The following is a 22,849-nucleotide window of genomic DNA, read 5'->3' on the forward strand; positions in this document are numbered from 1 at the left end:
CAGATATATGGGTACACGAGCTGCTTAAGTCAGCCAAAATACAGCTGACTTACCAAGGCTCCGATGTACCAGAGCTAGAGAAAGCACTTAAGACAGCCTCTAAGGCTGATACTGGCAAGGCTGGAAAGCCTGAGTTTATTGGTGTGGTTAAGAACTTCGTACTTGTCATAGAGAACAAGGCGGAGGTTTCACAGCATGCACATCGAGATAATGATGGCAATCTGCTAGACGATACAGCGAGCAAACAAGCCTATGCACTTAATGGTGCTTTGCACTATGCACGTCACATCATAAATAAGACGAGCTATAAGAAAGTCATAGCGATTGGGGTGTCGGGAGATGAAAAACGTCATCTCATCACTCCAATCTTCATCGATGATAGTCTCTACCCAAGAGAACTTCCCAATGTAGAAACCTTTGTCTCTTTCAATGAGGCTAATATCGATCATTACTATCATCGTGAGGTCTTAGGAGAGTCTAGCAACGAGGAAAAGACGACAGCCGAGATTCTTAAAGATGCACAGACACTCCACGAGATGCTGTGGAAGGGAGGTCTGACGAATCAAGAGAAGCCACTTGTTGTATCGGGTATTTTGCTTGCGCTTCGTGAGGAGAGCTTTAAGGGATTCTCTGTGGAAGACCTAACAGGAGATAGTATTAAGTCCGATGGACAGAAAATCTATGATGCCATCAAGGCTAATTTGACCCGTGCAGACGTATCTCCAGAGACTAAGCGAGATAAGATTCTCGCTCAGTTTGCTGTGATTCGAGACAATCGAAAGATTAACGACAGAGACTCTAAGAGTGGGCGTACCCTGCTGAGAGAGTATACAGAGTTCTTGCGTACGAGTATTCACAACTCGATCCGTTATGCTCAGTCAGCAGATGATTATCTGGGAATGTTCTATGGCGAGTTTATGTCCTACTCGGGGAAAGATGGCCAGAGTCTTGGCATTGTTCTCACCCCGAAACATATCACCGAGCTATTCTGTGAACTAGTCAATCTTAAGTCAACAGATAGAGTGCTTGACCCATGTTGTGGTACGGGGGGCTTCCTTATAGCTGCGATGCATGCGATGCTTCAGCAAACGGATGATGAGACCGAACAACGAGCTATACGCAAGCAACGTCTTATGGGAATCGAGCTACAGGACTATATGTTTACCATCGCTACCACAAACATGATTCTGCGTGGCGATGGGAAGAGCAACCTCCATAACTTCGACTTCCTCGCTCAACCAGCGTCTAAAATACAGAAGGATATGCCTTGCACCGTCGGGATGATGAATCCGCCTTACTCGCAGGGAGGAAAGGAGGATCCTGAGAAGTACGAGATAGCCTTTACGGAGCATCTCTTAGATTCTCTGTGTGAAGACGCACGTGCCGTGGTAATTGTCCCTCAATCTTCGGTGACAGGCAAGACGAAAGTAGAGCAGGCTGTTAAGAAGAGTATCCTTAAGAAGCATACGCTTGAGGGCGTAATCACACTCAACAATAATACCTTTTATGGAGTTGGCACTAATCCTTGTATTGCTGTCTTTACGGCTGGTGTGCCTCATCCCAAACAGAAGAAGTGTAAGTTCATCAACTTCGAGGATGACGGCTTTGTCGTAGCTAAGCATGTCGGACTTGTGGACAATGGCACAGCTGAAGACCGCAAGCAACATCTCTTGGATGTATGGCACGGACGCACAGAGAGTGTGAGTAAGTTCTGCGTGGAGACAACGATTGAGGCCGAGGATGAATGGTTGCATTCGTTTTACTACTTCAACGATGAAATCCCGAGTGAAGAAGACTTCCGTAAGACAATGGCGGACTATCTGACCTTCCAATTCAATATGATTACCCACGGAAGAGGCTACCTCTTCGATAATACGAAGAATGATGAGTAGGGAGCTGAAGCTGACGGATAGAGAGTGGAAGGAATTCTACTTCTCCGATATCTTCACGAGTATTCGAAGAGGAAAGAGATTAAAGAAAGATAATCATCTACAAGGAGAGGTGCCTTATGTTTCATCTACAGCAGGGAATAATGGTGTCGATGGTTTTGTAGGGAATACTGAAGGAGTACGTATCTTCCGAGATTGCATAAGCTTGGCAAATAGTGGAAGTGTAGGTAGTGCATTCTTTCAGCTATATGATTTTGTCGCAAGTGATCACGTGACTAGCCTAAAAAAAGAAGGCTTGAATAGATATGCCTATTTATTCCTTTTACCCATCATCTCTAGACTCTCCGAGAAGTATAGCTTTAATAGAGAAATCAACGATGCAAGAATCTCTAGAGAGCGATTGCTGCTCCCTGTCCAATCTGACGGCGCACCCGATTGGGCATTTATGTCTGCCTTTATGCAACGAGTAGAACAGGAGACTTTGAGCAAGGCTCTTCAGTTCTTCAAGCTGAAGTGTAAAGAAATGAAAATCGGGGGGGGGGGGGGGGGGGTAAAATGCAAGCCTACTTCATGGAGGATGTCTTATCTATCGCTAATGGCGTGCGCTTAACCAAGGCTGATATGCAGGAAGGAAGTAGACCATTTATTGGAGCTTCGGAAGCAAGCAATGGAGTTACAGCTTTTATTGCAAATAGCAATGCCAGCTTAGAAAGCAATGTCTTGGGAGTTAACTATAATGGAAGTGTAGGCTTCTCCTTCTATCATCCATATGAAGCACTCTTCTCAGATGATGTGAAGCGAGTACGCTGGAAGAATGAAGCGGCAAACAACAAATACACTTTGCTTTACCTCTCTACGGCAATCGCTCAGCAAAAGGGTAAGTATGCCTACGGCTATAAGTTCAATGCTCAGCGCATGAAGCGACAGATTATCATACTACCAGCCTTAGAAGATGGTTTACCCGACTATAGATATATGGAGCGAACTATGCGCGTGATGGAATATGAAGTCCTCAGTGAATATCTAAAACGGATAGAAGTATGATTAAGAAAATACTTGAGATTAAAGACTTTGCTGTCTTTGAAGATTTTGAATGGAACAAGCATGTTATAGACAGCCAAGGGAAAACAATGCTCCTGGCAGATATAAACATCTTCTTTGGGCGCAACTATTCGGGGAAGACCACTCTTTCTCGGATTTTTCGTTCCTTCGAGTTAAAAGGGGGACTCGAAAAGTACGAGAGTGGCTCATTTAAGTTAGAGTTAAGGGATGGAAATACTATAGACAAGCAATCTATAGAAAGATTCCCATGCCCAGTTCGTGTCTTCAATGAAGACTTTGTGAAGGAGAATCTTCTCTTTATAGGCAATCCTGATGAGGGTGTGACACCTTTTGCGGTATTGGGAGGTAATGCCCAGATTGAGTCGGAAATCCAAGAGCTAAAGACCCTGTTAGGAACAGCAAACGAGGGGAGTGAAACTGGACTCTATTTGGAGAGGAAGAATGCTATCAAGGACTATCAAGAAGCCGAGAATGATTTCAAAAAGTTTCAGCATAACCTTGAGCAACAGCTTACTACGAAAGCTACGGCTAAAGGATCCGGAATCAGGAATCAACCTCAAATTTATGGTGATCAGAACTACAATATATCCAAGCTAAGAAAAGAACTAGAGCGGGTTACTCAAACCAATCGATTGTCAGATGAGAAAATAGATACACTGAAGGCTTCCTTAAAAGAAGAGGCAAAGCAAATCCCGCACGTGTCAAAATATTCCCTTCCAAACTTTGAGGATATAAATCAGAGAGTCAAGGATATTGTGGAGCAGCCAATAATGCCATCTGGAAAGATTGAAGAATTGGTTCATAATGCAATAGCAAACAAATGGGTAGAGACTGGGTGCGAACTTCATAAGGGCAAAAAGACTTGTCTATTCTGTGGTGGAGAAATCACGGAAAATCGCTGGGCTGAGCTAGAGCGTCACTATGACGAAGCTACAAAGAGCTTGAAAGATAAGGTAGAGAAGGCGGTTACTTGGCTAGAAGAACAGAAACGAGTTATACAAGAACTTTACAAGATCTTACCTGAGAACTACTATCTGTACTTTAAACCAGAGGTGGAGAGCATTAATAAAGAGATGGAGGAACGTCGAAGGGAAGTCCTCTCTATTCTGGAGGATATCCTACTGCAGGTGAAGAGAAAGCAGGAGAACCTTTATGCTACTCCTACTTATGAAGAGCATACATTTGATCTTGCTAGACTGGATGAGATATATGCCCGGGTTGAGAAGCTTGAGAAAGATGCAACTGAGTGTGGTGCTAAGCTTAAGGAGAAGCACACCAAAGCCCAGACTGCTTTGCGCTTGTCTGAGGTCGCTCGCTTTAAGGAAGATATAGGCTATGACGACCAAGTCAAGGCTATATCAGAGAAAGAGGCTGAACTCGAAAAGAAAGAAAGAGCAAAAAGAGAAAAGGAAGAGGCAGTTCGCTCCAAAGAGGAAGAGATTAAAGCCAAGGAAAGGCTTCGCCAGAATGAAGAGGAAGGAGCGAGAAGGGTCAACGCTATTCTACAGAATTACTTTGGTCATCGATTTATAGAACTTCGAGCGATCAAAAAAAAGAATGAGGAAGGTGTCTACTTTGATGTGTTCCGAGGGGATAAAAAGGCTTATAATTTGAGTGAAGGAGAGCGTAATCTTGTAGCTTTTGCCTACTTTGTCGCAAAGCTAGAAGACGTCGATACCGCTTCAGAGAAGCCAATGATTTGGATTGATGATCCTATATCGAGTTTGGATGCTAATCATGTGTTCTTTATTTTCTCGCTGATAGACCAGCAAATAGTGGTTAAGCACCAGTGGACACAGCTCTTTATATCTACCCACAATCTCGATTTCTTGAGGTATCTCAAACGACTCCATATAAAGGGGCTGACTATACCCTATCTAGATAAGAAAGGCGATATAAAGCAAAGGGATATTCAAATGCAGCGCTTCTTATTGGAACGGCAGGGTAATTCGTCGTCTATCAGTGTTATGCCGAAGTATATGAAAGAGCATGTGACAGAGTTCAACTATCTGTTTCATCAAATCTACAAGTGTAGTCAGGCAAGCACAGATAACTATGAGCTATTCTATAATTTTGGGAATAATGCTCGTAAATTCTTAGAGGCATATCTTTACTACAAGTATCCCGATAATGATGCAGACTCACTTCATAACAAGATGAAGCGTTTCTTCTCGGATAACTGTGCAGCCACAACAATCGATCGTATCGACAACGAACTGTCACATTTAGGTGGACTCATAGAACGAGGGATGTCAATCTCTGATAATGCAGATATAAAGAAATGTGCTCAGTATATTCTTGACACAATCAAAAGGAAAGATAGAGAGCAATATGATGCATTCTGCAAGAGTATCGGTGAGTAAGTCTTAGAGCTTTGCAAGTCTGGAAGTCATCTCCACATATATGAGCCATTGGTGTTCCTCATAAGAGGTTGACCAATGGCTCGTTTTTATATCATCTAAGCTAGCTTGATTCTCGGGTGCAATAAAGGGTGTAAATTGCATAACTCGCTGATTTACACCCTTTATTGCGGAGAGGGCGGGATTCGAACCCGCGAAACGCTTTTGGCGTTTACACACTTTCCAGGCGTGCCTCTTCAACCACTCGAGCACCTCTCCTTGATTTTTCTTGGCTGGAAAGCAGTGCAAAGATAAACATTGTTCGCTAGAGAAGCAAATCCGCCCCTATGGTGATGGTGCTGTGCATCTCCCACTCATCAGGCTGCGCTGGTCTTCTTTGTGTGCGACAGCTCGCCGCGGGGTAGGCGCACGCCGCGTGCAAGGTCTGCTTGCAGCCATTGCGCCCCCAGTCTCCACGGGCTGTGCCTCCCTTCGCGCCCCTCACATCTAGGCGGCCCTTGCTCCTACTCAGCTTCCCCCTTCGTCCCAGTTAGCCCTCGCTGCTTTGACTGATATCCATCGGCACTGTGAGGGACGGCAGTCGGGGCGCTCGGGGGCGGCAGTCAGAGCCATGAGGGATATCTCTCACGGAGGGGCCCCTTATGCTAGGGTAGGGCGGTGGTGAGGGCTGCCGTGCGCTGGCTCATGATGGGGTCAGCTCGCAGGTGCTTCACGGGCTGTAGGCCCTGAAGGACTCACTGCCCCGCCCCGCTGCTGCTGGAGGGGCAGTGAGGACTTTGTGGTGTGCGATTTGCGAGCCTAATTTTGGGTGGGTGTACAAACTGTTAAGATTTGTTGTAATTTTGCAGGCGCAAGTGGTAGGACGGGCTTGGAGCTCCCAGGTATAATAGCTCTGCCCTGAGGCGGCACTAAAGGCTGCCCGAAGTTGTAGCTTGTCCTGCCCTTTCTCTATTTGTGTCAAGGCTCCTTTATGTGGCCTAGCACGCTACTCGAACTGGTGCATCTCGTCTTATCGTGGTGGTGCACTCCTTACCCTAGCAGTATATATATGGGCTGCGCGGGTCTATCTAACAGTATTATTAGTAACCCAAAAAAGAACAGTATGAAAAAACTCATGCTAAGCATGGCTGCGGCTCTGGTTGCACTCTCCGCTTGCTCGAAGAGCATTGATGAGCCAGTGGCGCAGACGCAGAATCAAAATGCCGCAGAGCAGGAAACGATCACGCTCCACATTGAAGGCGAGCGTGAGGATGTCGTCGTCAAGGACCAGGAAGGTCGTGCTCTGAACCTCAAGGCGACCGTCGGAGGCCCTCATAACGAGCTGCTCAAGGGCGTTTCGGTCGAGGATTCGGAGGACGTCCCCGGCGTTATCTATCTTTATAATGACAAGGGCTTTACGAATCCTGGCTCGGTCAATGGCCTCGCTCGCCAAGTCACCTTCAAGGTGAAGGGGAATAAGGTGACCTTCCACGGGGAGCTTGCTACGGGGCGTCTTCAGCCTGGGCAGCTGCCATTCAATAAGGCAAGTATCTACCTCGGTGGTTACATAAACGAACAGAGTATCGAGAAGCCTGGGATCGTCGATACTCGTGGAGGTGCGGTGTACTACTCTTTCCCCCGTACCGCTCTACGCACGCAGCCTGGGATGGATCTCTCCAAGCTTTATCCCCTGTTCACCAGCTACTATGTAGATGTCAAGCCAGGGACTAAGGCCGGCGCTCGCGACTACTACAGCACGGGTCACCGCTTCAAGCTCTATGGCCAGTTCGTGTCCGTCCGCTGCCGTATGACCAACGGGCGAAGCGTAGAGGCTCGATATAATGGCTTCGCTGTACGAGGCTATGGTATCCTCGGGCTGCGACTGGATGCTCCTGCTCCTGATACCAAGCCTAACCTCAATAATCGTCCCGTCCTCCGCGTAGCGGTGGCCTCTAGTGGCAGTAAGGAAGGGGTCTTCGTAGGCTTCAGTGATAATAAGACCTACTACATCAAGGGTAATGGTGAGTCTCCCTATCTGAATAGAGCGAATGACCAGAGCAAGTCGGATGCAGCCTACACGCTCTACCTCTTCCCCGGGGTTGAGCCCTATGGGGGGATCCGCATGGCCTATGGCAATGAGCGTACGAACATCTTCCTGACCAAGGGTAACTACGAGAACCGTCCCTACTACTGGGGCCTTGATGAGGCCGGTAAGGAAATAGGCCGTCGTGTGAAGGACGTTACCTCTGGGAAGTTCCACAACATCCTTCTGGTAGTCGGTAAGTAGTAAGATAACGCAAAGAAGAACAGACGATGAACAAGATACAGAAAGAGCTGTACCAGGCTCCCGAGTTCAGCAAGATCGAGCTCAACAACGACCTAAGCATCCTACTCTCCTTCTCTGTGGATGGCTCTATCGACCCCATTCAGGAGGGGGTAGAGGATACCTACACGAGCGTCAATAATTGGTAGGACGCACTCTGTGTAGCCTGCACAGATATCCCTGGCCTCGCTTGTGAGAGGCACCCAATAGCGCCCACGCTGCGCCGAGTCATGGACTCGGGCGGCGTGGGCGCGCTGCATTGGTGCCTGCCTCTGCTCGCGGCGTCTTCCCTAGAGGCTTGGCGCCTTTTATCCCCAGTCTACCGCTAGGACTTGGGTGCTGTGGGCGCTGCTGAGGCGTATCGGTCAATGTGTCGACAGGCCCTCCCTCCCAACAGAGCGACAGGCCTCCGTCTCCATAAGAGCCTCCACGATACGCACCACGGCCGCTTAAGGGGGCGCCCCTGTAGGGCTTCTTTGTATGGAGGGCTGATTAACCCAGGGTTTGGGCGCCCTTGCAGGGCTACGCACCCTGGGCTTTGGGGAGGGATCGCGCCCCTATAGGGGCTTGCACGGCCGTTGGGGCAAGCCCGGGGCTGCAATCCCGAAGCCCTGCGGGGGTGACCCGCAGAGCGGCTCTTGCCGCAGCACGGCCCTTTTCCAAAGCACGGCTCTTTCCCCCAGCGCGGCTCTTGCCACAGCGCAGCCCTTTTATCCCGAGTAGTGCGGGGCGGGGTATTATGCCCCGATAGTCGAGTTCCTTGGCAGTTCCCTGGCGGCGGGGCAAGCCCCAGCGGGGCGACCCTTTTCAAAGCCCAGGGTGCGTAGCCCTGCAAGGGCGTCCAAACCCTGGGTTAGCTCGTGCCCACAATCCCGAAGCCCCAGCGGGGCAACCCCTTTCAAAGCCCAGGGTGCGTAGCCCTGTAAGGGCGACCAAACCCTGGGTTCGCCCGTGTCCACAATCCCGAAGCCCCAGCGGGGCGACCCTTTTCAAAGCCCAGGGTGCGCAGCCCTGCAAGGGCGACCAAACCCTGGGTTCGCCCGTGCCCACATTTCCGAAGCCCCAGCGGGGCGACCCTTTTCAAAGCCCAGGGTGCGTAGCCCTGTAAGGGCGCCCAAACCCTGGGTTCGCCCGTGCCCACAATCCCGAAGCCCCAGCGGGGCGACCCCTTTCAAAGCCCAGGGTGCGTAGCCCTGTAAGGGCGACCAAACCCTGGGTTCGCTCGTGCCCACAATCCCGAAGCCCTGCAGAGGCGACCCTTCCCAAAGCCTTCTAATTGCGACCAAACCCTAGCGCTGCTTTGACTGATATCCATCGGCGCTGTGACTGACGGCAGTCGGGGCGCTGACGGGCGACAGTCAGAGCCGTGAGGGGTATCCCTCACAGAGGCTCCTCCTAGGCTCGCCGAGCGCTCCTATAGGTCTCGGCCTTCGCCAGCCCTTTGCGGGACCCGCTGGCGGAAGCCTTCGAGGGCTAGGAGGTCCCCCTTGCGGCGTGCTTGTGGGTGCTTACGGTGTCTGCTTGGATGCTTGGGCGGGTGTGCCTCGCTGCGCCCGTTGGATGGGAGGTCTCATGAGGGAGCTGGGCCCTTAGTATCCTGGTACTCTGCCTGCTATCTGTGGCCTTGGAATAGCCCTGGGAGCGGTGGGTGTACGGCTAGATGTACATTGTATTAATTTTTGTTGTACCTTTGTAGCCGATAAGAGCGCTTAGGTTCATGGTAATTATCCCCAAGGGGATGGTAGAGTCTGGCATCTGGCGAAGGGTATCCCTATAGTGGAATATAGGTGTTAGCCCCTAGCCCCACCTCCTCCTAGCAGTATATGATTAGGGGTAACAAGCAACGCTGGTCACCCTCTCCCGATGGAGCGACCTCTACCTTGGCGCTATATTAATAACGTTTTATATAGAAAGAATGAAAAAGATTTTCATGACGCTCGCAGCTGTCGGTCTCTTCTTCTCCTGCTCCAAGGAGAACGCCGAGCCCCAGCTCCAGCCGTCGACGCAGCAGGAGCAGGAGGCTGCCCTTCAGGTCGTCGACCCTAATACCCCCGGTGCTGTTCGTCTGAGCCTCGATGCGGATGTCGAGCCCTTCGCAATCGGTAGTGGCGCCTTCGTCGGCGAAGATGCTAAGCAGGGTGCCCGTGCGACGGAGGCTATCGTCGGTGGTCCTGATATCAACAGCGCGATCTCCTACCACATCACCCCAGAGGGGGATGGGAAGGTGCCCGTACTGCTGTACCTCTATGGCTCGGAGGGTGTAGCCAAAACCAATGTGCGTGCTACGGTGACTAAGAACGGTAAGGCCGTAAGGCTCACCCTCGGGATGCTGCTTGATTCCAAATCTGAGCCTATGAAGTCCTTTGCCGCTAAGAAGATGGAGGGTGTAAAGCTGGCCTTTATCATCGGACACGATGGTGATGCTACCTTCACGAACAAGGGGGCTCAGCTCATCACGTATAAGGCTGGTCAGAAGGTAACCCTTGGGGGCAACTACATCATGCTGAAGGCTACGGATATTCCCCTGAAGTACGATGCTGCCTCGAAGACGATCGCGCCCACTAAGGCGGTGACTCTCGGGATGCAGGGCTACCTCATCGGGGCTCGCTTCCGTAACCGTTTCCCCGAGAAGATGTACAAGTACCTTTGGGATAAGCTCAGCTCGGATCCCTATGCTACTGGCCCTACTGGCAAGGAGAAGTACGCCTCGCCCAAATTTGCTCAGGTAATTGATCGCCCACCCCTCGACATCATGTTCCGTGTCGACAACCTCTCTGCGACTTATCAGACGAAGATCTCCTATAGCACGAGCAGCGGCGAGTTCAGTGTCGGCCGAGATCAAGAGCTGGCTGGTCCTAATATCATCCGCCAGCGTGTGATGAGCCCTGGCTTTAAGGCTTCGGCTTATGACAAGAATGGTAGACCTTTTGGGGGTAAGACGCACGGGAACGACGAGCGCGAAAACTTCCTGGACGCTACCAGCGCAGGGGTCTTCTATGTCCCCGTGGGCTCGGCTCCTAGCGATACGCAGTTCTCCGAAGGGGAGCAGTTCGTGATCGTCTACTGCCCTAATCCCTATGATAGGGGGAGCATCGCCTACAGATCTCCTAAGAAGCTCTTCTACGATGGCTCGCCCTTCTCCCAGATGAAGGGTAACTGGAAGGATATAGGCGAGCGCATTGTATTCCATGGGCTCGCCAATGACAAAAATTCCTTCGTCAAGCTTCAGAATACGCCTACCAGTCCAAGCGACAGTAAGCGCTCGATCCGAAGCAAGAGTGCCGACAATAAGTTCTACTTCGTCACCTTCACGATCGAGTCTAATCGTATGGATATTGGGTCATCCTGGTGGTCTAGCCATCGAGGCGTGAGCTACCCTCTCTATGACGCGGCTCTCAAGCAGTACAAGATCAAGAAGTAGTATCACCATCAAGACAGAATAAGAAGATGAAAAGAGAATATAAGCAGGCCTACGAGGCTCCTACCGTAGAGAGCTTCGAGCTCAGACAGGCCCTGACTGTACTTGATACGTTCTCCGTCGACACCTCCTCCGAGGATCCCTCCTATGGTGGTAATGACTGGGGTGAGCTACGTCAACAGAATTGGGGCGAGAACAAACCTGGCTATCCTACAGACTACTAAGCCCCCGCACCTCGCTAGACGAGGAAATCACCAGAGCGCCCACGCTGCGCCGAGTCACGGACTCGGGCGGCGTGGGCGCTCCGCTTTGTGGGCGGAGTACTCGGGGGGGATGTTAGTGGGGGCGGAGGTAAAGGAGGGGCGTTGTGCTTGGGGGTCCCAGGGTTTGGGGAGGGTCGCCCCTGTAGGGCTTCTTTGTGTGGAGGGCTGCCTAACCCAGGGTTTGGTCGCCCTTGCAGGGCTGCGCACCCTGGGCTCTGGGGAGGGGTCGCCCCTATAGGGGCTTGCACGGCCGTTGGGGTTTGTGCCGTCGTTGGGACTCAGGGTTTGGAAGGGTCGCCCCTGTAGGGCTTCTTTGTATGGAGGGCTGCCTAACCCAGGGTTTGGTCGCCCTTGCAGGGCTGCGCACCCTGGGCTCTGGGGAGGGGTCGCCCCTATAGGGGCTTGCACGGCCGTTGGGGTTTGTGCCGTCGTTGGGACTCAGGGTTTGGAAGGGTCGCCCCTGTAGGGCTTCTTTGTATGGAGGGCTGCCTAACCCAGGGTTTGGTCGCCCTTGCAGGGCTGCGCACCCTGGGCTTTGGGAGGGATCGCCCCTATAGGGGCTTGCGCAGCCACCCGAGGAGCGTCCTAATCCTAGTCTCCCCTTGGCGGGGTATAAATCCCTCCTCATGCCAGCAAGCGGAGATGTCGGCACCCCGTCAGCGTGTACGTGGGTTGATTCTACAATCAGGTAAACTATAAGGGTAGTCAACTATCGGCGGCGGGGTAAGCCCCAGCGGGGCGACCCTTTCCAGAGCCCAGGGTGCGTAGCCCTGCAAGGGCGACCAAACCCTGGGTGGCTTTCGACGGCGGCGGGGTAAGCCCCAGCGGGGCGACCCTTTTCAAAGCCCAGGGTGCGTAGCCCTATAAGGGCGACCAAACCCTGGGTTCGCTTGGGGTGGGTGATTACGATATTTACTACCTTTGACAGACACATCTTACGTCTAGTATCCTCATGAGCCAATCATTAGCACCTATCTATATACACCTAGTCTTTCATGTGGCTAGTAGTTCGCCCTTTGTCCGAAGAGAGGAGGAAGAACGGTTGCACCTCTACCTCCGCCCCTTGCTGGAGAGCTTGGATTGCAGTCCTATAGCTATAGGTGGCATGCCCGACCACCTGCATCTCCTCTTTCGCCTGAGTAAGAATAGGACCATTTCCGAAGTGGTGCGCGAGGTCAAGAGTAGCTCGGGGCGCTGGCTCAAGCGGCTAGACCCCTATTATGGCTCCTTTGCTTGGCAGGGAGGTTATGGGGCGTTCTCCGTGTCGGCCTCGGTCTTGGAGGCAACGCGCTGCTATGTGGTGCAGCAGAAGCAACACCACGAGCGCTGGACGACCGTGGAGGAGCTGAAGCGCCTCCTTGAACTATATGGCGAGACCTATGACTTGCGCTACCTGCTTCGGGATTGAGTATCCCCAGGGTTTGGGAGGGTCGCCCTTGTAGGGCTTCTTTGTATGGAGGGCTGCCTAACCCAGGGTTTGGTCGCCCTTGCAGGGCTGCGCACCCTGGGCTCTGGGGAGGGGTCGCCCCTATAGGGGCTTGCACGGCCGTTGGGGTTTGTGCCGTCGTTGGGACTCAGGGTTTGGAAGGGTCGCCCCTGTAGGGCTTCTTTGTATGGAGGGCTGCCTAACCCAGGGTTTGGTCGCCCTTGCAGGGCTACGCACCCTGGGCTCTGGGAGGGATCGCCCCTATAGGGGCTTGCCCGGCCGTTGGGGTTTGTGCCGTCGTTGAGGCGCTCAGGGTTTGGGGAGGGGTCGCCCCCGTAGGGCTTCTTTGTGTGGAGGGCTGCCTAACCCAGGGTTTGGTCGCCCTTGCAGGGCTACGCACCCTGGGCTTTGAGGAGGGATCGCCCCTATAGGGGCTTGCTCGGCCGTTGGGGCAAGCCCGGGGCTGCAGGGGCGACCCGCGGAGCGGCTCTTTTCCACAGCACGGCCCTTTCCTATAGAGCGGCTCTTTCCTTCAGAGCGGCCCTTTTATCCCGCGTAGTGCGGGGTGAGGTATTATGCCCCGATAGTCGAGCCCCTTGGCAGTTTCCTGGCGGCGGTGTAAGCCCCAGCGGGGCGACCCTTTTCAAAGCCCAGGGTGCGTAGCCCTGTAAGGGCGACCAAACCCTGGGGGCTTTCGATGGCGGCGGGGTAAGCCCCAGCGGGGCGACCCTTTTCAAAGCCCAGGGTGCGCAGCCCTGCAAGGGCGACCAAACCCTGGGGGCGCCCATGCCCCCAATTCTAGAGCCCTACAGGGGCGACCCTAGAAATGGGGTGGTGAGTACTGCCTCGCGCGCGTGTACCTATTATATAGGAGGTGGGGGCGGGGCTCTCGGCAAAGCGTCGTACCTTTGTGGGCACAGAGCAAAGAAATAACGCAACTTGATCCTAGATACTCAATGCATCAGTCCTACCGAATGATCGCCAAGACGCTCCAGGCCCTGGAGCCCGTCCTGGCCCAAGAGCTTATCGCCCTCGGTGCCGAGGAGGTGGAGGAAGGCCGCCGTATGGTCTCCTTCCGCGGCGATCGGTCCCTCCTCTATCGCGCGAACTATCAGCTGCGTACGGCGCTGCGCGTGCTGCTGCCGCTGGCCAGCTTCCGCGCCCGTACCCCCGACGAGCTCTATGAGGCGCTGCGCCGCCTCGACTGGCGCCAGTGGATGCGGCCGACGGATACCTTCGCCTTCGACGCGGTGGTCTACTCCGACACCTTCACCCATAGCCGCTATGTAGGCTACCGAGCCAAGGACGCGCTGGTGGACTACTTCATGGAGCAGGAGGGGACGCGCCCAGGGGTACGCCTCGACAACCCTGACCTGCGCTTCCACATCCATATTGCGCAGGAGGAGGTGACGCTGGCGCTGGACAGCTCGGGCGAGAGCCTGCACAAGCGCGGCTGGCGTGCCGCTCAGACGGAGGCGCCGATGAGCGAAGTGCTCGCTGCGGGCATCCTGCGTCTGGCGGGCTGGGATGGACAGTGCGACTTCATCGACCCCATGTGCGGGTCGGGGACGCTGCTCGTCGAGGCGGCCCTCATCGCCCGCGGCATCGCCCCGGGGAGCTACGGCCGTAGCTTTGCCTTCCAGCGCTGGCACGACTACGATGCCGAGCTCTTCCGTCAGATCGAGGAGGAGGCCAAGGCGCAGCAGCGCCCCTTCGACCATCATATCTACGGCTCGGACGCTGCGATCTCGGCCGTGCAGATCGCGCGGCACAACGTACGCTTAGCGGGGCTGGAGGAAGTGATCCACGTGGAACATCGCGCCCTCGAGGATTGCCCGAGCCCCGCCGAACCCGCCCTGCTGGTGACCAATCCGCCCTACGGCGAGCGCCTCAGACTGCGCGAGGGCGACGCACTCTACAGCATGATCGGTGAGCGCCTGAAGCATAACTACCCCGGCTGTACGGCCTGGATCATCACCGATAAGGCGGAGCACTTCGCCAAGATCGGTCTGCGTCCCTCGGCGCGCTACCAGCTGCTGAACGGTGCGCTGGAGTGTGAGCTGCGCGGCTACGAGCTCTTCGCGGGCAAGAAGTCGGAGCAGCACGGGGCGGAGGGCGAGGAGCGTCGCACGCCCCGCATCGAGCGTCGGGAGCGTCGTCCGCGTCCCGAGGGTGACCGTCCTCGTCGGGAGCGCCGCTTCGACGGGGATAAGCCCCGCCGCGCCTTCGATGGCGAGCGCCGAGAACGCCGCTTCGACGGGGACAAGCCCCGCCGCGCCTTCGATGGCGAGCGCCGAGAACGCCGCTTCGACGGGGACAAGCCCCGCCGCGCCTTTGATGATGGCGAGCGCAGAGAACGCCGCTTTGACGGAGACCAGCCCCGCCGCGCCTTCGATGGCGAGCGCAGAGAACGCCGCTTCGACGGGGATAAGCCCCGCCGCGCCTTCGACGGCGAGCGTAGAGAACGCCGTTTCGATGGGGACAAGCCCCGCCGCGCCTTCGATGGCGAGCGTAGAGAGCGTCGCTTCGACAGCGATAAGCCGCGCCGAAGCGAAGGGCAGCTGTGGCCTAATGACCGCTTCCGCTACCGCGACGAAGCGGGGCGCGAGCGCCTCAGGAGCAAGCGCCCCACGCGTCTGCAGCGCTTCTCCGCCGACGAGGAGGACTAGGGCGGGGCGCCTTAGCCTCGCCGCAGCGGACGCCGACGTACTGCGCCCGCTGGACCGACTAAGTACACCTAACAAGACTATAGACCTATGCGTAGACCATTCCTAAGCCTCCTGGTGGGGGCACTGGTCAGCCTCAGTGCGCAGGCTGACGGCGGTATGTGGCTGATGGAGCAGCTGAGCCAGAAGTACAGCAGCCTAGCCGCTCGTGGCCTTCAGATGAAGGAGTACGACCTCTATAGCCCCAACGGCAGCTCGCTCAAGGATGCCGTCGTCAGCTTCGACGGCGGCTGTACGGGCGAGATCATCTCCTCGCAGGGCCTCGTGCTGACCAATCATCACTGCGGCTACGACGCCATCCAGCAGCTCAGCAGCGTGGAGCACAACTACCTCGAGCAGGGCTACTGGGCACGGACGCTCCAGGACGAGCTGCCTGCGCGCGGTGTCGTGGTGACCTTCATCGACAAGATCGAGGACGTCACGGACTTTGTGCAGGGACAGCTCCGTCAGCTCAAGGGCGGCACGGGCATGGAGTTCCTCTCGCCCAGCTACCTCAACGGCCTGGCTCGCCGCCACTACAGCGAGCGCTACCAGCGAGGGCAGCAGGGGATCGAGCTGGAGATCAAGCCCTTCTACAACGGTAATAAGTACCTGCTCTTCGTCAAGAAGGTCTATTCGGATATTCGCTTCGTCGGGGCGCCGCCCAGCGCGGTGGGGAAGTTCGGTGCCGACACGGACAACTGGAGCTATCCCCGCCATACGGGGGACTTCAGCCTCTTCCGTATCTACGCGGATGCCAACGGCAACCCCGCGCCCTACTCCGAGCAGAACGTGCCGCTGCGTCCGCGCCGCTGGTTCGACATCTCGACCGCAGGGGTGCAGGAGGGGGACTTCGCCATGATCATGGGCTTCCCTGGGCGCACCAATCAGTACGCCCTGCCCAGCGAGATCACCGAGTGGCGCGACATTGACAATACGATACGCATACGTATGCGTGGGCTCAGGCAGGAGGTGATGCTCCGCGAGATGCTCGCCGATCCCAAGACCAACATCATGTACGCGGCCAAGTACGCCCGCTCGCAGAACGGCTACAAGCGCGCCATCGGGGCCAACTGGGGCGTCTCGCGTCCCGACTTCCTCCGCCGATCCGAGGAGCTGCGCTCCGAGGTCGAGCGCTGGGCCTCAGGGCAGCGTGACCGCAAGAAGGGGAAGGTCTACCTCGACGGGATCGCCCGTATCGAGCAGGCTGTGGCCGAGCGCGGGCCGCTGCGCCGTCAGCTGTGGTGGCTGGACGAAGGCCTCTGGCAGGGCATCGAGGCGATGCAGGCCCCAGGGGTGGACCTGCCGCTGGTGAGCCTGGAGCGTAGCTTCCGCAGCTACTGTAATAAGGACTATTCGCCTGCGGTGGATGCCAAGATCGCCAAGGTGCTCCTCGCTGAGTACTGCCGTCAGGTGCCGCGTGCCGACTGGCCCGAGGAGCTGGCGTCGGGCTTGGCGCGCTACGGCAGCGTGGAGGCCTATGTAGACGCGGTCTATGCTGGGACGCGCTTCACCACGGAGCAGGGCTTCGCGAGCTTCACAGCTCTGCCCTCCGCTGAGCAGACGAAGGTCCTCGAGACGGATCCGCTGGCACGCCTGGCGACCTCGGTGCGTACCAAGATGCGCCAGCTTCAGAAGGCGCTCCAGCCCTTCGATAGTGAGATCAGCCAGGGGCGCCGCGATTACCTCGCTGGGCTCGGCCTAGCACGGGCGGCTCAGGGCGGGGGAGGCCTCATGGACTATATGGCCGATGCCAACAGCACGCTACGCTTCACCTACGGCCAGATCCAGGGCTACAGCCCCCGCGACGGGGTGCGCTACACGGTGCCCACGACGCTGCAGGGGGTGATGCAGAAGGAGGACAGCACGAGCTGGGAGTTCGTCGTCCCCGAGCGCCTCAAGGAGATCTACCGCACCCAGAGCTACGGGGCGGGCAAGCGCTGGGCCTCGAAGCAGGCCGATGGCAGCTACGTGATGCCCGTCAACTTCACCGCCACGACGCACACCACGGGCGGCAACTCCGGTAGCCCCGTCTTCAATGCCAAGGGACAGCTCATCGGGATCAACTTCGACCGCAACTGGGAGGGCGTCGCTGGCGACATCCAGTACCTGCCCTCCTATCAGCGCAGCATCATTTGCGACATCCGCTACGTGCTGCTGATCATCGATGAGCTGGGCGGTGCCCGTCGCCTCATCGATGAGCTGAGCCTCGTCCCCTAGCACGCTCTATGGCCAAGCAGAAGTGGTACGTCGTCTGGGCAGGGCACGAGCCTGGCGTCTACGACAGCTGGGATGAGTGCCTCAGGCAGATCTCGGGCTACTCGGGGGCACGGTACAAGGGCTTCGGCTCACGTGCCGAGGCGCTCAGCGCCTACGAGGAGGGCTACGCAGGCTATCAGCGCCGCCATCAGGTAGCCCCCGAGCAGCAGGCCCTCACCGAGGTGCCGCTGGGGCGAGCGCTGGTGGTGGATGCCGCCTGCTCGGGCAACCCCGGGGTCATGGAGTACCGCGGGGTCTACCTCCGAGATCGCTCGGTGGCCTTCCAGATGGGCCCCTTCCCGCGTGGAACGAATAATATCGGGGAGTTCCTGGCCATCGTCCACGCCCTGGCGCTCATCGAGCAGCAGGGCCTCGAGGGGATGGTCGTCTACTCCGATAGCGCTATAGCCCTCTCCTGGGTACGGCGTGGCCGCTGCAAGACGCTGCTGGAGCGCACCCCCGAGACGGCGCAGCTCTTCGCCCTCATCGAGCGGGCTGAGCGCTGGCTCGCCACCCACCGCACGACAGCCCCCCTCTACAAGTGGGACACGGTACGCTGGGGCGAGATCCCCGCGGACTATGGGCGTAAGGGCTAGGCACTGTACCGCCTCCCCTCTGCCCATTACCCTGCCTTACAGCCCCCCTAGCTCGTCCTAAGCCCGCCCTTACCTAAGGGGGCGCGCTATACTAGCTAGGGGGGCAGTCGCGTTATAGGGGCAGTGCGTCTATTGCTATATCAGTGGACAAGCACTACCTTTGTACTGGCTAGCGGATCTTCGCCGCTGGTCTCTAATCTGTAGAAAGAAAGGAATTATGAAGAAAGTACTAAGTGCAGCCTTCGCGCTGCTCCTGCTGGGTGTCAGCGCCCAGGCACAGTCCATCCATCCTCGTGTCGAGGCTGCCCTCAACCTTGCCAAGATCCAGGCTAAGACAGGTGATGGTACGGATCTCAGCTTCAAGGTGCGTCCCGGTGTCCGCGTCGGTGTCGCTGCCGAAATCGATCTGGCCTCTGGCGTTTACCTCGCCCCTGGGCTGGTCTTCCGTCAGGAGGGTGCTAAGGAAGAGCACACGGTCCTCGGCCAGACGGTCAAGAACTCCGTAGGCCTCAACTACCTCGGGATCCCCGTCAACCTCGGTATCCGTGTCGGCCTGACCGACGCCCTCGCGGTCTCTGTCGAGGCTGGTCCTAGCTTCGCCTATGGCTTCTCCTCCGTCTCCTCGGTGAAGGATGCTGAGGACGTCTTCAAGAACAAGACCTACAAGCGCTTCGACGCTGGCCTCAACGCCTCCGCAGCCCTCGAGTACAGCAAGCTCTACCTGCGCGTAGGTACCGAGATCGGTATGACGAATAACCTCAAGGACGCTGTAGCTAAGGCTACGAGCAAGAATAGCTCCTTCTTCGTCGGTCTCGGCTACCGCTTCTAGCCCCGAGTGAGCACCCCGCGCGGTGCCTGCTCCTAGAGCCCAAATAAGCCCCAAGCAGTGCTAGGACAGTGTCCTTGCCGCTGCTTGGGGCTTTTCTTGTATATTTGTAGACGTTCAATAAGTATAATGCGAAGCATTTAACACCACACCCTACACTAATGGAACATATCATCAGTCAGTTCCTTCCCCTGGATCAGATCGGGGACGTGAAGCCCTTCGGTGGCGGCCACATCAATGACACCTACGCGATCACCGACCGCGAGGGTGTACGCCGCTGGATCCTGCAGCGAGTCAATCACCATGTCTTCCCTCGCATCGAGGTGCTGCAGCGCAATGTAGCCATCGTCTCCGATACGCTCCGCCAGCGGCTTGAGGAGGCAGGCGTAGAGGAGCCCGAGCGTAAGTACCTCTACTTCTATCCACGCCTCGACGATCCTAGCCAGAACTACTACCATGATGGCGAGAACTATTGGCGTGTCTGCCGCTTCATCCCCGACAGCATGAGCATGACCGAGCTGACGCCCGAGGCTGCACGCTTCGCGGGCGAAGCCTTCGGTCAGTTCGAGGAAATGCTCTCGGGTATCCCTGAGGGCGTCCTTGGCGACACGATCGTCAACTTCCACAGCATGCCCTGGCGCCTGCAGCAGCTCCGCGACTCCATCGCTAAGGATCCGCTGGGCCGCGTGGCCAAGGTGCAGGACATTCTCGAGGAGATCTGGCGTCGTGAGGATGCCATGCTCATCCAGGAGCGTCTGCACGAGGAGGGCAAGCTCCCCAAGCGTACCATCCACTGCGATACGAAGGTAGACAACGTGCTCTTCGACCGCAGCGGCCGCGTCCTCTGCGTCGTAGACTGGGATACGGTGATGCCTGGCTATATCCTCAGCGACGTGGGTGACTTCATCCGCTCGGGGGTTAACTTCGCTCCCGAGGATGAGCCCGACCTGAGCAAGATCGGCGTCAATATGGAGATCTACCGCGCCTTTGTCGAGGGCTACCTCTCGACGGCGGGCAAGTTCCTCACGCCCATCGAGCGCAGCCTCATCGCCTACGGCGGTCGCCTGATGACCTACATGCAGACGGTACGCTTCCTGGCCGACTACATCGACGGCGACAAGTACTTCAAGGTCAAGCACCCCGAGCACAACCTGCAGCGCACGCGTGCCCAGCTCCGCTACCTGCAGTGCCTCGAGGAGAAGGCCGAGGAGATGGAGGCGCTGCTGAAGTAAGCCACCTACCTCGCTTACCTACTGAATAGCCCTACGGGACGATCTAGATGAGGCTTGCCTCTCAGGTCGTCCCGTAGGGCTTTCTTCGTCTGCTGCTGGCGCGGCGTGTCCCGTCGCGGGGCGAACAGATGGCTTATCCCTCGCGCTCCCCACGGATAGCCCTCACGGCACTGACTGCCGTCCCTCGTGACGCTGACTGCCGTCCCTCGGCACGCTGACGGATAGCCCTCACGAGCCTTCCCCTTATACTTGCGTAAAGTCCGTCAAGGCTGTCTAGGGCGTGAGCGACCAAAGGGCGGGCGGGTGAGGGACTTGACGGGCAGGCTAAGTGAGCCTTCCGAGCGCAGGCGCTAAGGCTGCTGCGGAAAGTACCTTATGAATCAAGAAAAGTGGCTAATCTTTTGCGCAAAAGTTTAGCCACTTTTTCTGAAAAGATTAGTTACTTTTGGGAGGAAGATTAGGGACTTCGTCTCGAGCCTGCCTCAAGCGCCCTTGCTAAGTTCTTCGACCGAGCCAGCAAAGGCCAGCGACTTCCTTCGGCCTTAGCCTAATCTAAGGGAATGAAGCGGCTGAAGGAAGGCTTGGAAGTCTAGTTACATCCGCCACCTAATGGCTGGGCTTCGGGTCGTCTTCGCAGCCCAAGCCAAGCGGCGGGCGCTGTAGCGCCTTCGCCTTGTCGAGGCCGAGGCGAAGCAAAGCTACTCTCCCATCTGTAGGCCGACGGGCTACAGAGCGTTGAATGGATAGGGCGTACCATCGTCTGATGGAGTATTTGTAGTAAGATAGATTATGAAGATCAAAGAAGTACAAGCGGTCATAAGGGGGGCTGAATACATACGAAACAGTCCTCTAGGCATTATGTGGTTTCGCGGAGAAAGCACAGAACTGAATGGGGTTGAAATTTCAAGTAAGGCACTTTTCCTTGAGCCAGGCTTGCGAGGAGGGGTATTTGCGGCTATGATTCCTGGTGGAGACATCTACGAGATGACTTCGAGTGGAATCAAGCTACAGCTACAAGTAGATGAAGCTGTAGGATATCCTGTGATAGGAGAACTCCCCCATTTCTATATAATGAATAAATGGGATGAAGAAACAAACGATCACGTCTATAGACACATTCAAAATGGGGAGGTGTTATGGACTAGATCATATCCCTATAGACTCGTCGAGCAGTTTGGGGACTATGCTCTCCTATGGGGCACCATAGGAAGACATAAAGAAAATGCTTGTCAGCTCATCGAGCTCGCTACTGGTGCGGTGCTTTGGGAATTAGACCATCCTGATGCTTGTGTCAGCCAAGTTTACCCCTATGAGGATAAGGTGGTTATCGTATGGTTTCGGGATATAGAGAGTAAGGGAACGAATCGGGTGCTGTGCGTAGAGGTGCCATCAGGGAAGGTATTGTGGGAGAATGATGCTGCAAGAGAGTACCAAAAGTACGGAGAGGACAAGCTAGTATTCTTCCGCTCTTCACTTTGGGAGGATGGATATGAGCGTGGAGATAATCACCAGCTTGCAGAGCTCGACGTACGGACTGGAGCCTTTCAAACGTATAAGTTCCCAGGCTATAACACCAGTACCTATGTAACGACGGTCTACAAGGACTATCTTTTCTATGGAACACTGAACTATTACTTCTACGTTGGGGCTATCGACTTACGTACGCACGAGATGCTCCCAGAGGTTAAGGTTGACTACACACCAGGGAATCTTAACCGAATATCGAGCATCGGCGTACACGATGGGCAGCTCTACGTGGAGATTCAGACAGAGCTCGACCATAGCGACATACACGTTCTCGACCTAGATGAGGAAGAGGACACAGAGAGGCAGCGCTCCATAGGTCGATATCTCCCCGCTTGGCTTAGATCTCTGTGTCGTAAAGTGTCAACGCTACTTCGGGCTGAGGACAGAGGATAATTCCCTACCTTTAGAGTCGGTAATCAGCTTGTCCCGTGGAGTACCTGGGACTGCTGACGGCGCACTACTACCCACGAGCCCTTATCATGAAACGACCAGTCCTACTTATCCTCTGCGGGCTACTGGTGCTAGGGGAGGGTATGTGCGGCTGAGGTGGCGGGGCTTCTTGCGGGGACGCGGGGGATTTGCTACCTTTGACTTAAGCAAGCACCCCGAGGTCAGGGGGCTGGCATCACACTAAGAATAAGATAAGCACTATGGCACAGCAGCAAGCGGAAGCCCCACAGTTCAACATCGAGCTACCCGAAGAGATCGCCCAGGGCGAGTACAGCAACCTCGTCCTGCTCAACCCCACGCAGGGAGAATTCGTCTTTGACTTCGTACGCCTGCTCCCAGGCGTCCAGACGGCACGCGTACACAGCCGTCAGATCCTCACGCCTGCCAATGCCAAGCGTCTGCATCGTCAGCTGGCGAACTTCCTCGAAGGCTATGAGCGCGAGCTCGGTACCATCGAGCTGCCCGAGGATAGCCTCGAGGCTGGGGAGGCCAACTAAGCCCCACGCTCTGCCTCACCGTAGGTAGATAACTAGA

The 22,849-nt window shown here is 55.9% G+C and carries 16 protein-coding genes and 1 tRNA gene; 16 read left to right on the forward strand and 1 reads right to left on the reverse strand.

Going from position 1 to position 22,849, the window contains the following annotated elements; all coding sequences use genetic code 11:
• From Q0248_RS06560 to Q0248_RS06575, 4 genes are all read left to right on the forward strand, one after another.
• Positions 1-1,892 (forward strand): N-6 DNA methylase (locus tag Q0248_RS06560; protein WP_299320895.1); only part of this gene is annotated, 1,892 nt, incomplete at its 5' end.
• Positions 1,885-2,499: a restriction endonuclease subunit S gene (locus Q0248_RS06565; protein WP_299320896.1), complete on the forward strand. Its 615-nt coding sequence runs from the start codon at positions 1,885-1,887 to the stop codon at positions 2,497-2,499. The genes Q0248_RS06560 and Q0248_RS06565, both read left to right, overlap by 8 nt.
• A complete protein-coding gene (locus Q0248_RS06570) occupies positions 2,445-2,933 on the forward strand; it encodes a restriction endonuclease subunit S (protein WP_299320898.1) in 489 nt (162 codons plus the stop codon). Before Q0248_RS06565 ends, Q0248_RS06570 begins: the two co-directional genes overlap by 55 nt.
• The gene (locus tag Q0248_RS06575) at positions 2,930-5,314 is read left to right on the forward strand and encodes an AAA family ATPase (RefSeq protein ID WP_299320899.1); all 2,385 of its coding nucleotides are present in this window, start codon (positions 2,930-2,932) and stop codon (positions 5,312-5,314) included. Before Q0248_RS06570 ends, Q0248_RS06575 begins: the two co-directional genes overlap by 4 nt.
• A gap of 167 nt (positions 5,315-5,481) precedes the next feature.
• Here the strand turns inward: Q0248_RS06575 and Q0248_RS06580 are convergent.
• Positions 5,482-5,569: transfer RNA gene (locus tag Q0248_RS06580), tRNA-Ser, on the reverse strand.
• A gap of 844 nt (positions 5,570-6,413) precedes the next feature.
• Here Q0248_RS06580 and Q0248_RS06585 point away from each other — a divergent pair.
• The 12 genes from Q0248_RS06585 to Q0248_RS06640 all read left to right on the forward strand — a co-directional run bounded on the left by Q0248_RS06585 (position 6,414) and on the right by Q0248_RS06640 (position 22,812).
• Complete coding sequence (locus Q0248_RS06585; RefSeq protein WP_299320900.1) at positions 6,414-7,577, forward strand: hypothetical protein; 1,164 nt, start codon at positions 6,414-6,416, stop codon at positions 7,575-7,577.
• Positions 7,578-7,603: 26 nt separating this feature from the next.
• Positions 7,604-7,762: a hypothetical protein gene (locus Q0248_RS06590; protein ID WP_299320902.1), complete on the forward strand. Its 159-nt coding sequence runs from the start codon at positions 7,604-7,606 to the stop codon at positions 7,760-7,762.
• A 1,766-nt stretch (positions 7,763-9,528) separates the two neighbouring features.
• Positions 9,529-11,034, forward strand: a complete 1,506-nt coding sequence (locus Q0248_RS06595) for a hypothetical protein (protein ID WP_299320903.1) — start codon at positions 9,529-9,531, stop codon at positions 11,032-11,034.
• 26 nt (positions 11,035-11,060) lie between these two features.
• Entirely contained in the window at positions 11,061-11,255 is a 195-nt protein-coding gene (locus tag Q0248_RS06600; protein WP_299320905.1) for a hypothetical protein, read from the forward strand.
• A 991-nt stretch (positions 11,256-12,246) separates the two neighbouring features.
• Complete coding sequence (locus Q0248_RS06605) at positions 12,247-12,702, forward strand: transposase (protein WP_299320906.1); 456 nt, start codon at positions 12,247-12,249, stop codon at positions 12,700-12,702.
• 974 nt (positions 12,703-13,676) lie between these two features.
• Positions 13,677-15,389, forward strand: a complete 1,713-nt coding sequence (locus Q0248_RS06610) for a THUMP domain-containing protein (protein WP_299320908.1) — start codon at positions 13,677-13,679, stop codon at positions 15,387-15,389.
• Between the two features lie 87 nt (positions 15,390-15,476).
• The gene (locus tag Q0248_RS06615) at positions 15,477-17,645 is read left to right on the forward strand and encodes a S46 family peptidase (protein WP_299320909.1); all 2,169 of its coding nucleotides are present in this window, start codon (positions 15,477-15,479) and stop codon (positions 17,643-17,645) included.
• An 8-nt stretch (positions 17,646-17,653) separates the two neighbouring features.
• Positions 17,654-18,280, forward strand: coding sequence for a ribonuclease H family protein (locus Q0248_RS06620; protein WP_299320911.1), 627 nt, complete (start codon positions 17,654-17,656; stop codon positions 18,278-18,280).
• Positions 18,281-18,497: 217 nt separating this feature from the next.
• A complete protein-coding gene (locus tag Q0248_RS06625) occupies positions 18,498-19,109 on the forward strand; it encodes a porin family protein (protein WP_299320912.1) in 612 nt (203 codons plus the stop codon).
• 158 nt (positions 19,110-19,267) lie between these two features.
• Positions 19,268-20,338, forward strand: coding sequence for an aminoglycoside phosphotransferase family protein (locus Q0248_RS06630; RefSeq protein ID WP_211788740.1), 1,071 nt, complete (start codon positions 19,268-19,270; stop codon positions 20,336-20,338).
• A 789-nt stretch (positions 20,339-21,127) separates the two neighbouring features.
• On the forward strand, positions 21,128-22,258 hold the full coding sequence (locus tag Q0248_RS06635; protein WP_299320915.1) for a PQQ-binding-like beta-propeller repeat protein: 1,131 nt from the start codon (positions 21,128-21,130) through the stop codon (positions 22,256-22,258).
• Between the two features lie 257 nt (positions 22,259-22,515).
• Positions 22,516-22,812: a DUF3467 domain-containing protein gene (locus tag Q0248_RS06640; RefSeq protein ID WP_211788742.1), complete on the forward strand. Its 297-nt coding sequence runs from the start codon at positions 22,516-22,518 to the stop codon at positions 22,810-22,812.
• The last annotated feature ends 37 nt before the right edge of the window (positions 22,813-22,849 follow it).

This window comes from uncultured Porphyromonas sp. (assembly GCF_938046015.1).
In the GTDB taxonomy this organism is placed as follows: Bacteria; Bacteroidota; Bacteroidia; order Bacteroidales; family Porphyromonadaceae; genus Porphyromonas.

What these genes read in the sequence shown, in the direction of transcription:
- Q0248_RS06620 (WP_299320911.1), top strand. Translation starts at nt 17,654, where the DNA reads ATGGCCAAGCAGAAGTGGTACGTCGTCTGGGCAGGGCACGAGCCTGGC.
- Q0248_RS06605 (WP_299320906.1), top strand. Translation starts at nt 12,247, where the DNA reads ATGAGCCAATCATTAGCACCTATCTATATACACCTAGTCTTTCATGTG.
- Q0248_RS06615 (WP_299320909.1), top strand. Translation starts at nt 15,477, where the DNA reads ATGCGTAGACCATTCCTAAGCCTCCTGGTGGGGGCACTGGTCAGCCTC.
- Q0248_RS06635 (WP_299320915.1), top strand. Translation starts at nt 21,128, where the DNA reads ATGAAGATCAAAGAAGTACAAGCGGTCATAAGGGGGGCTGAATACATA.
- Q0248_RS06630 (WP_211788740.1), top strand. Translation starts at nt 19,268, where the DNA reads ATGGAACATATCATCAGTCAGTTCCTTCCCCTGGATCAGATCGGGGAC.
- Q0248_RS06625 (WP_299320912.1), top strand. Translation starts at nt 18,498, where the DNA reads ATGAAGAAAGTACTAAGTGCAGCCTTCGCGCTGCTCCTGCTGGGTGTC.
- Q0248_RS06610 (WP_299320908.1), top strand. Translation starts at nt 13,677, where the DNA reads ATGCATCAGTCCTACCGAATGATCGCCAAGACGCTCCAGGCCCTGGAG.
- Q0248_RS06565 (WP_299320896.1), top strand. Translation starts at nt 1,885, where the DNA reads ATGAGTAGGGAGCTGAAGCTGACGGATAGAGAGTGGAAGGAATTCTAC.
- Q0248_RS06595 (WP_299320903.1), top strand. Translation starts at nt 9,529, where the DNA reads ATGAAAAAGATTTTCATGACGCTCGCAGCTGTCGGTCTCTTCTTCTCC.
- Q0248_RS06640 (WP_211788742.1), top strand. Translation starts at nt 22,516, where the DNA reads ATGGCACAGCAGCAAGCGGAAGCCCCACAGTTCAACATCGAGCTACCC.
- Q0248_RS06575 (WP_299320899.1), top strand. Translation starts at nt 2,930, where the DNA reads ATGATTAAGAAAATACTTGAGATTAAAGACTTTGCTGTCTTTGAAGAT.
- Q0248_RS06570 (WP_299320898.1), top strand. Translation starts at nt 2,445, where the DNA reads ATGCAAGCCTACTTCATGGAGGATGTCTTATCTATCGCTAATGGCGTG.
- Q0248_RS06585 (WP_299320900.1), top strand. Translation starts at nt 6,414, where the DNA reads ATGAAAAAACTCATGCTAAGCATGGCTGCGGCTCTGGTTGCACTCTCC.
- Q0248_RS06600 (WP_299320905.1), top strand. Translation starts at nt 11,061, where the DNA reads ATGAAAAGAGAATATAAGCAGGCCTACGAGGCTCCTACCGTAGAGAGC.
- Q0248_RS06590 (WP_299320902.1), top strand. Translation starts at nt 7,604, where the DNA reads ATGAACAAGATACAGAAAGAGCTGTACCAGGCTCCCGAGTTCAGCAAG.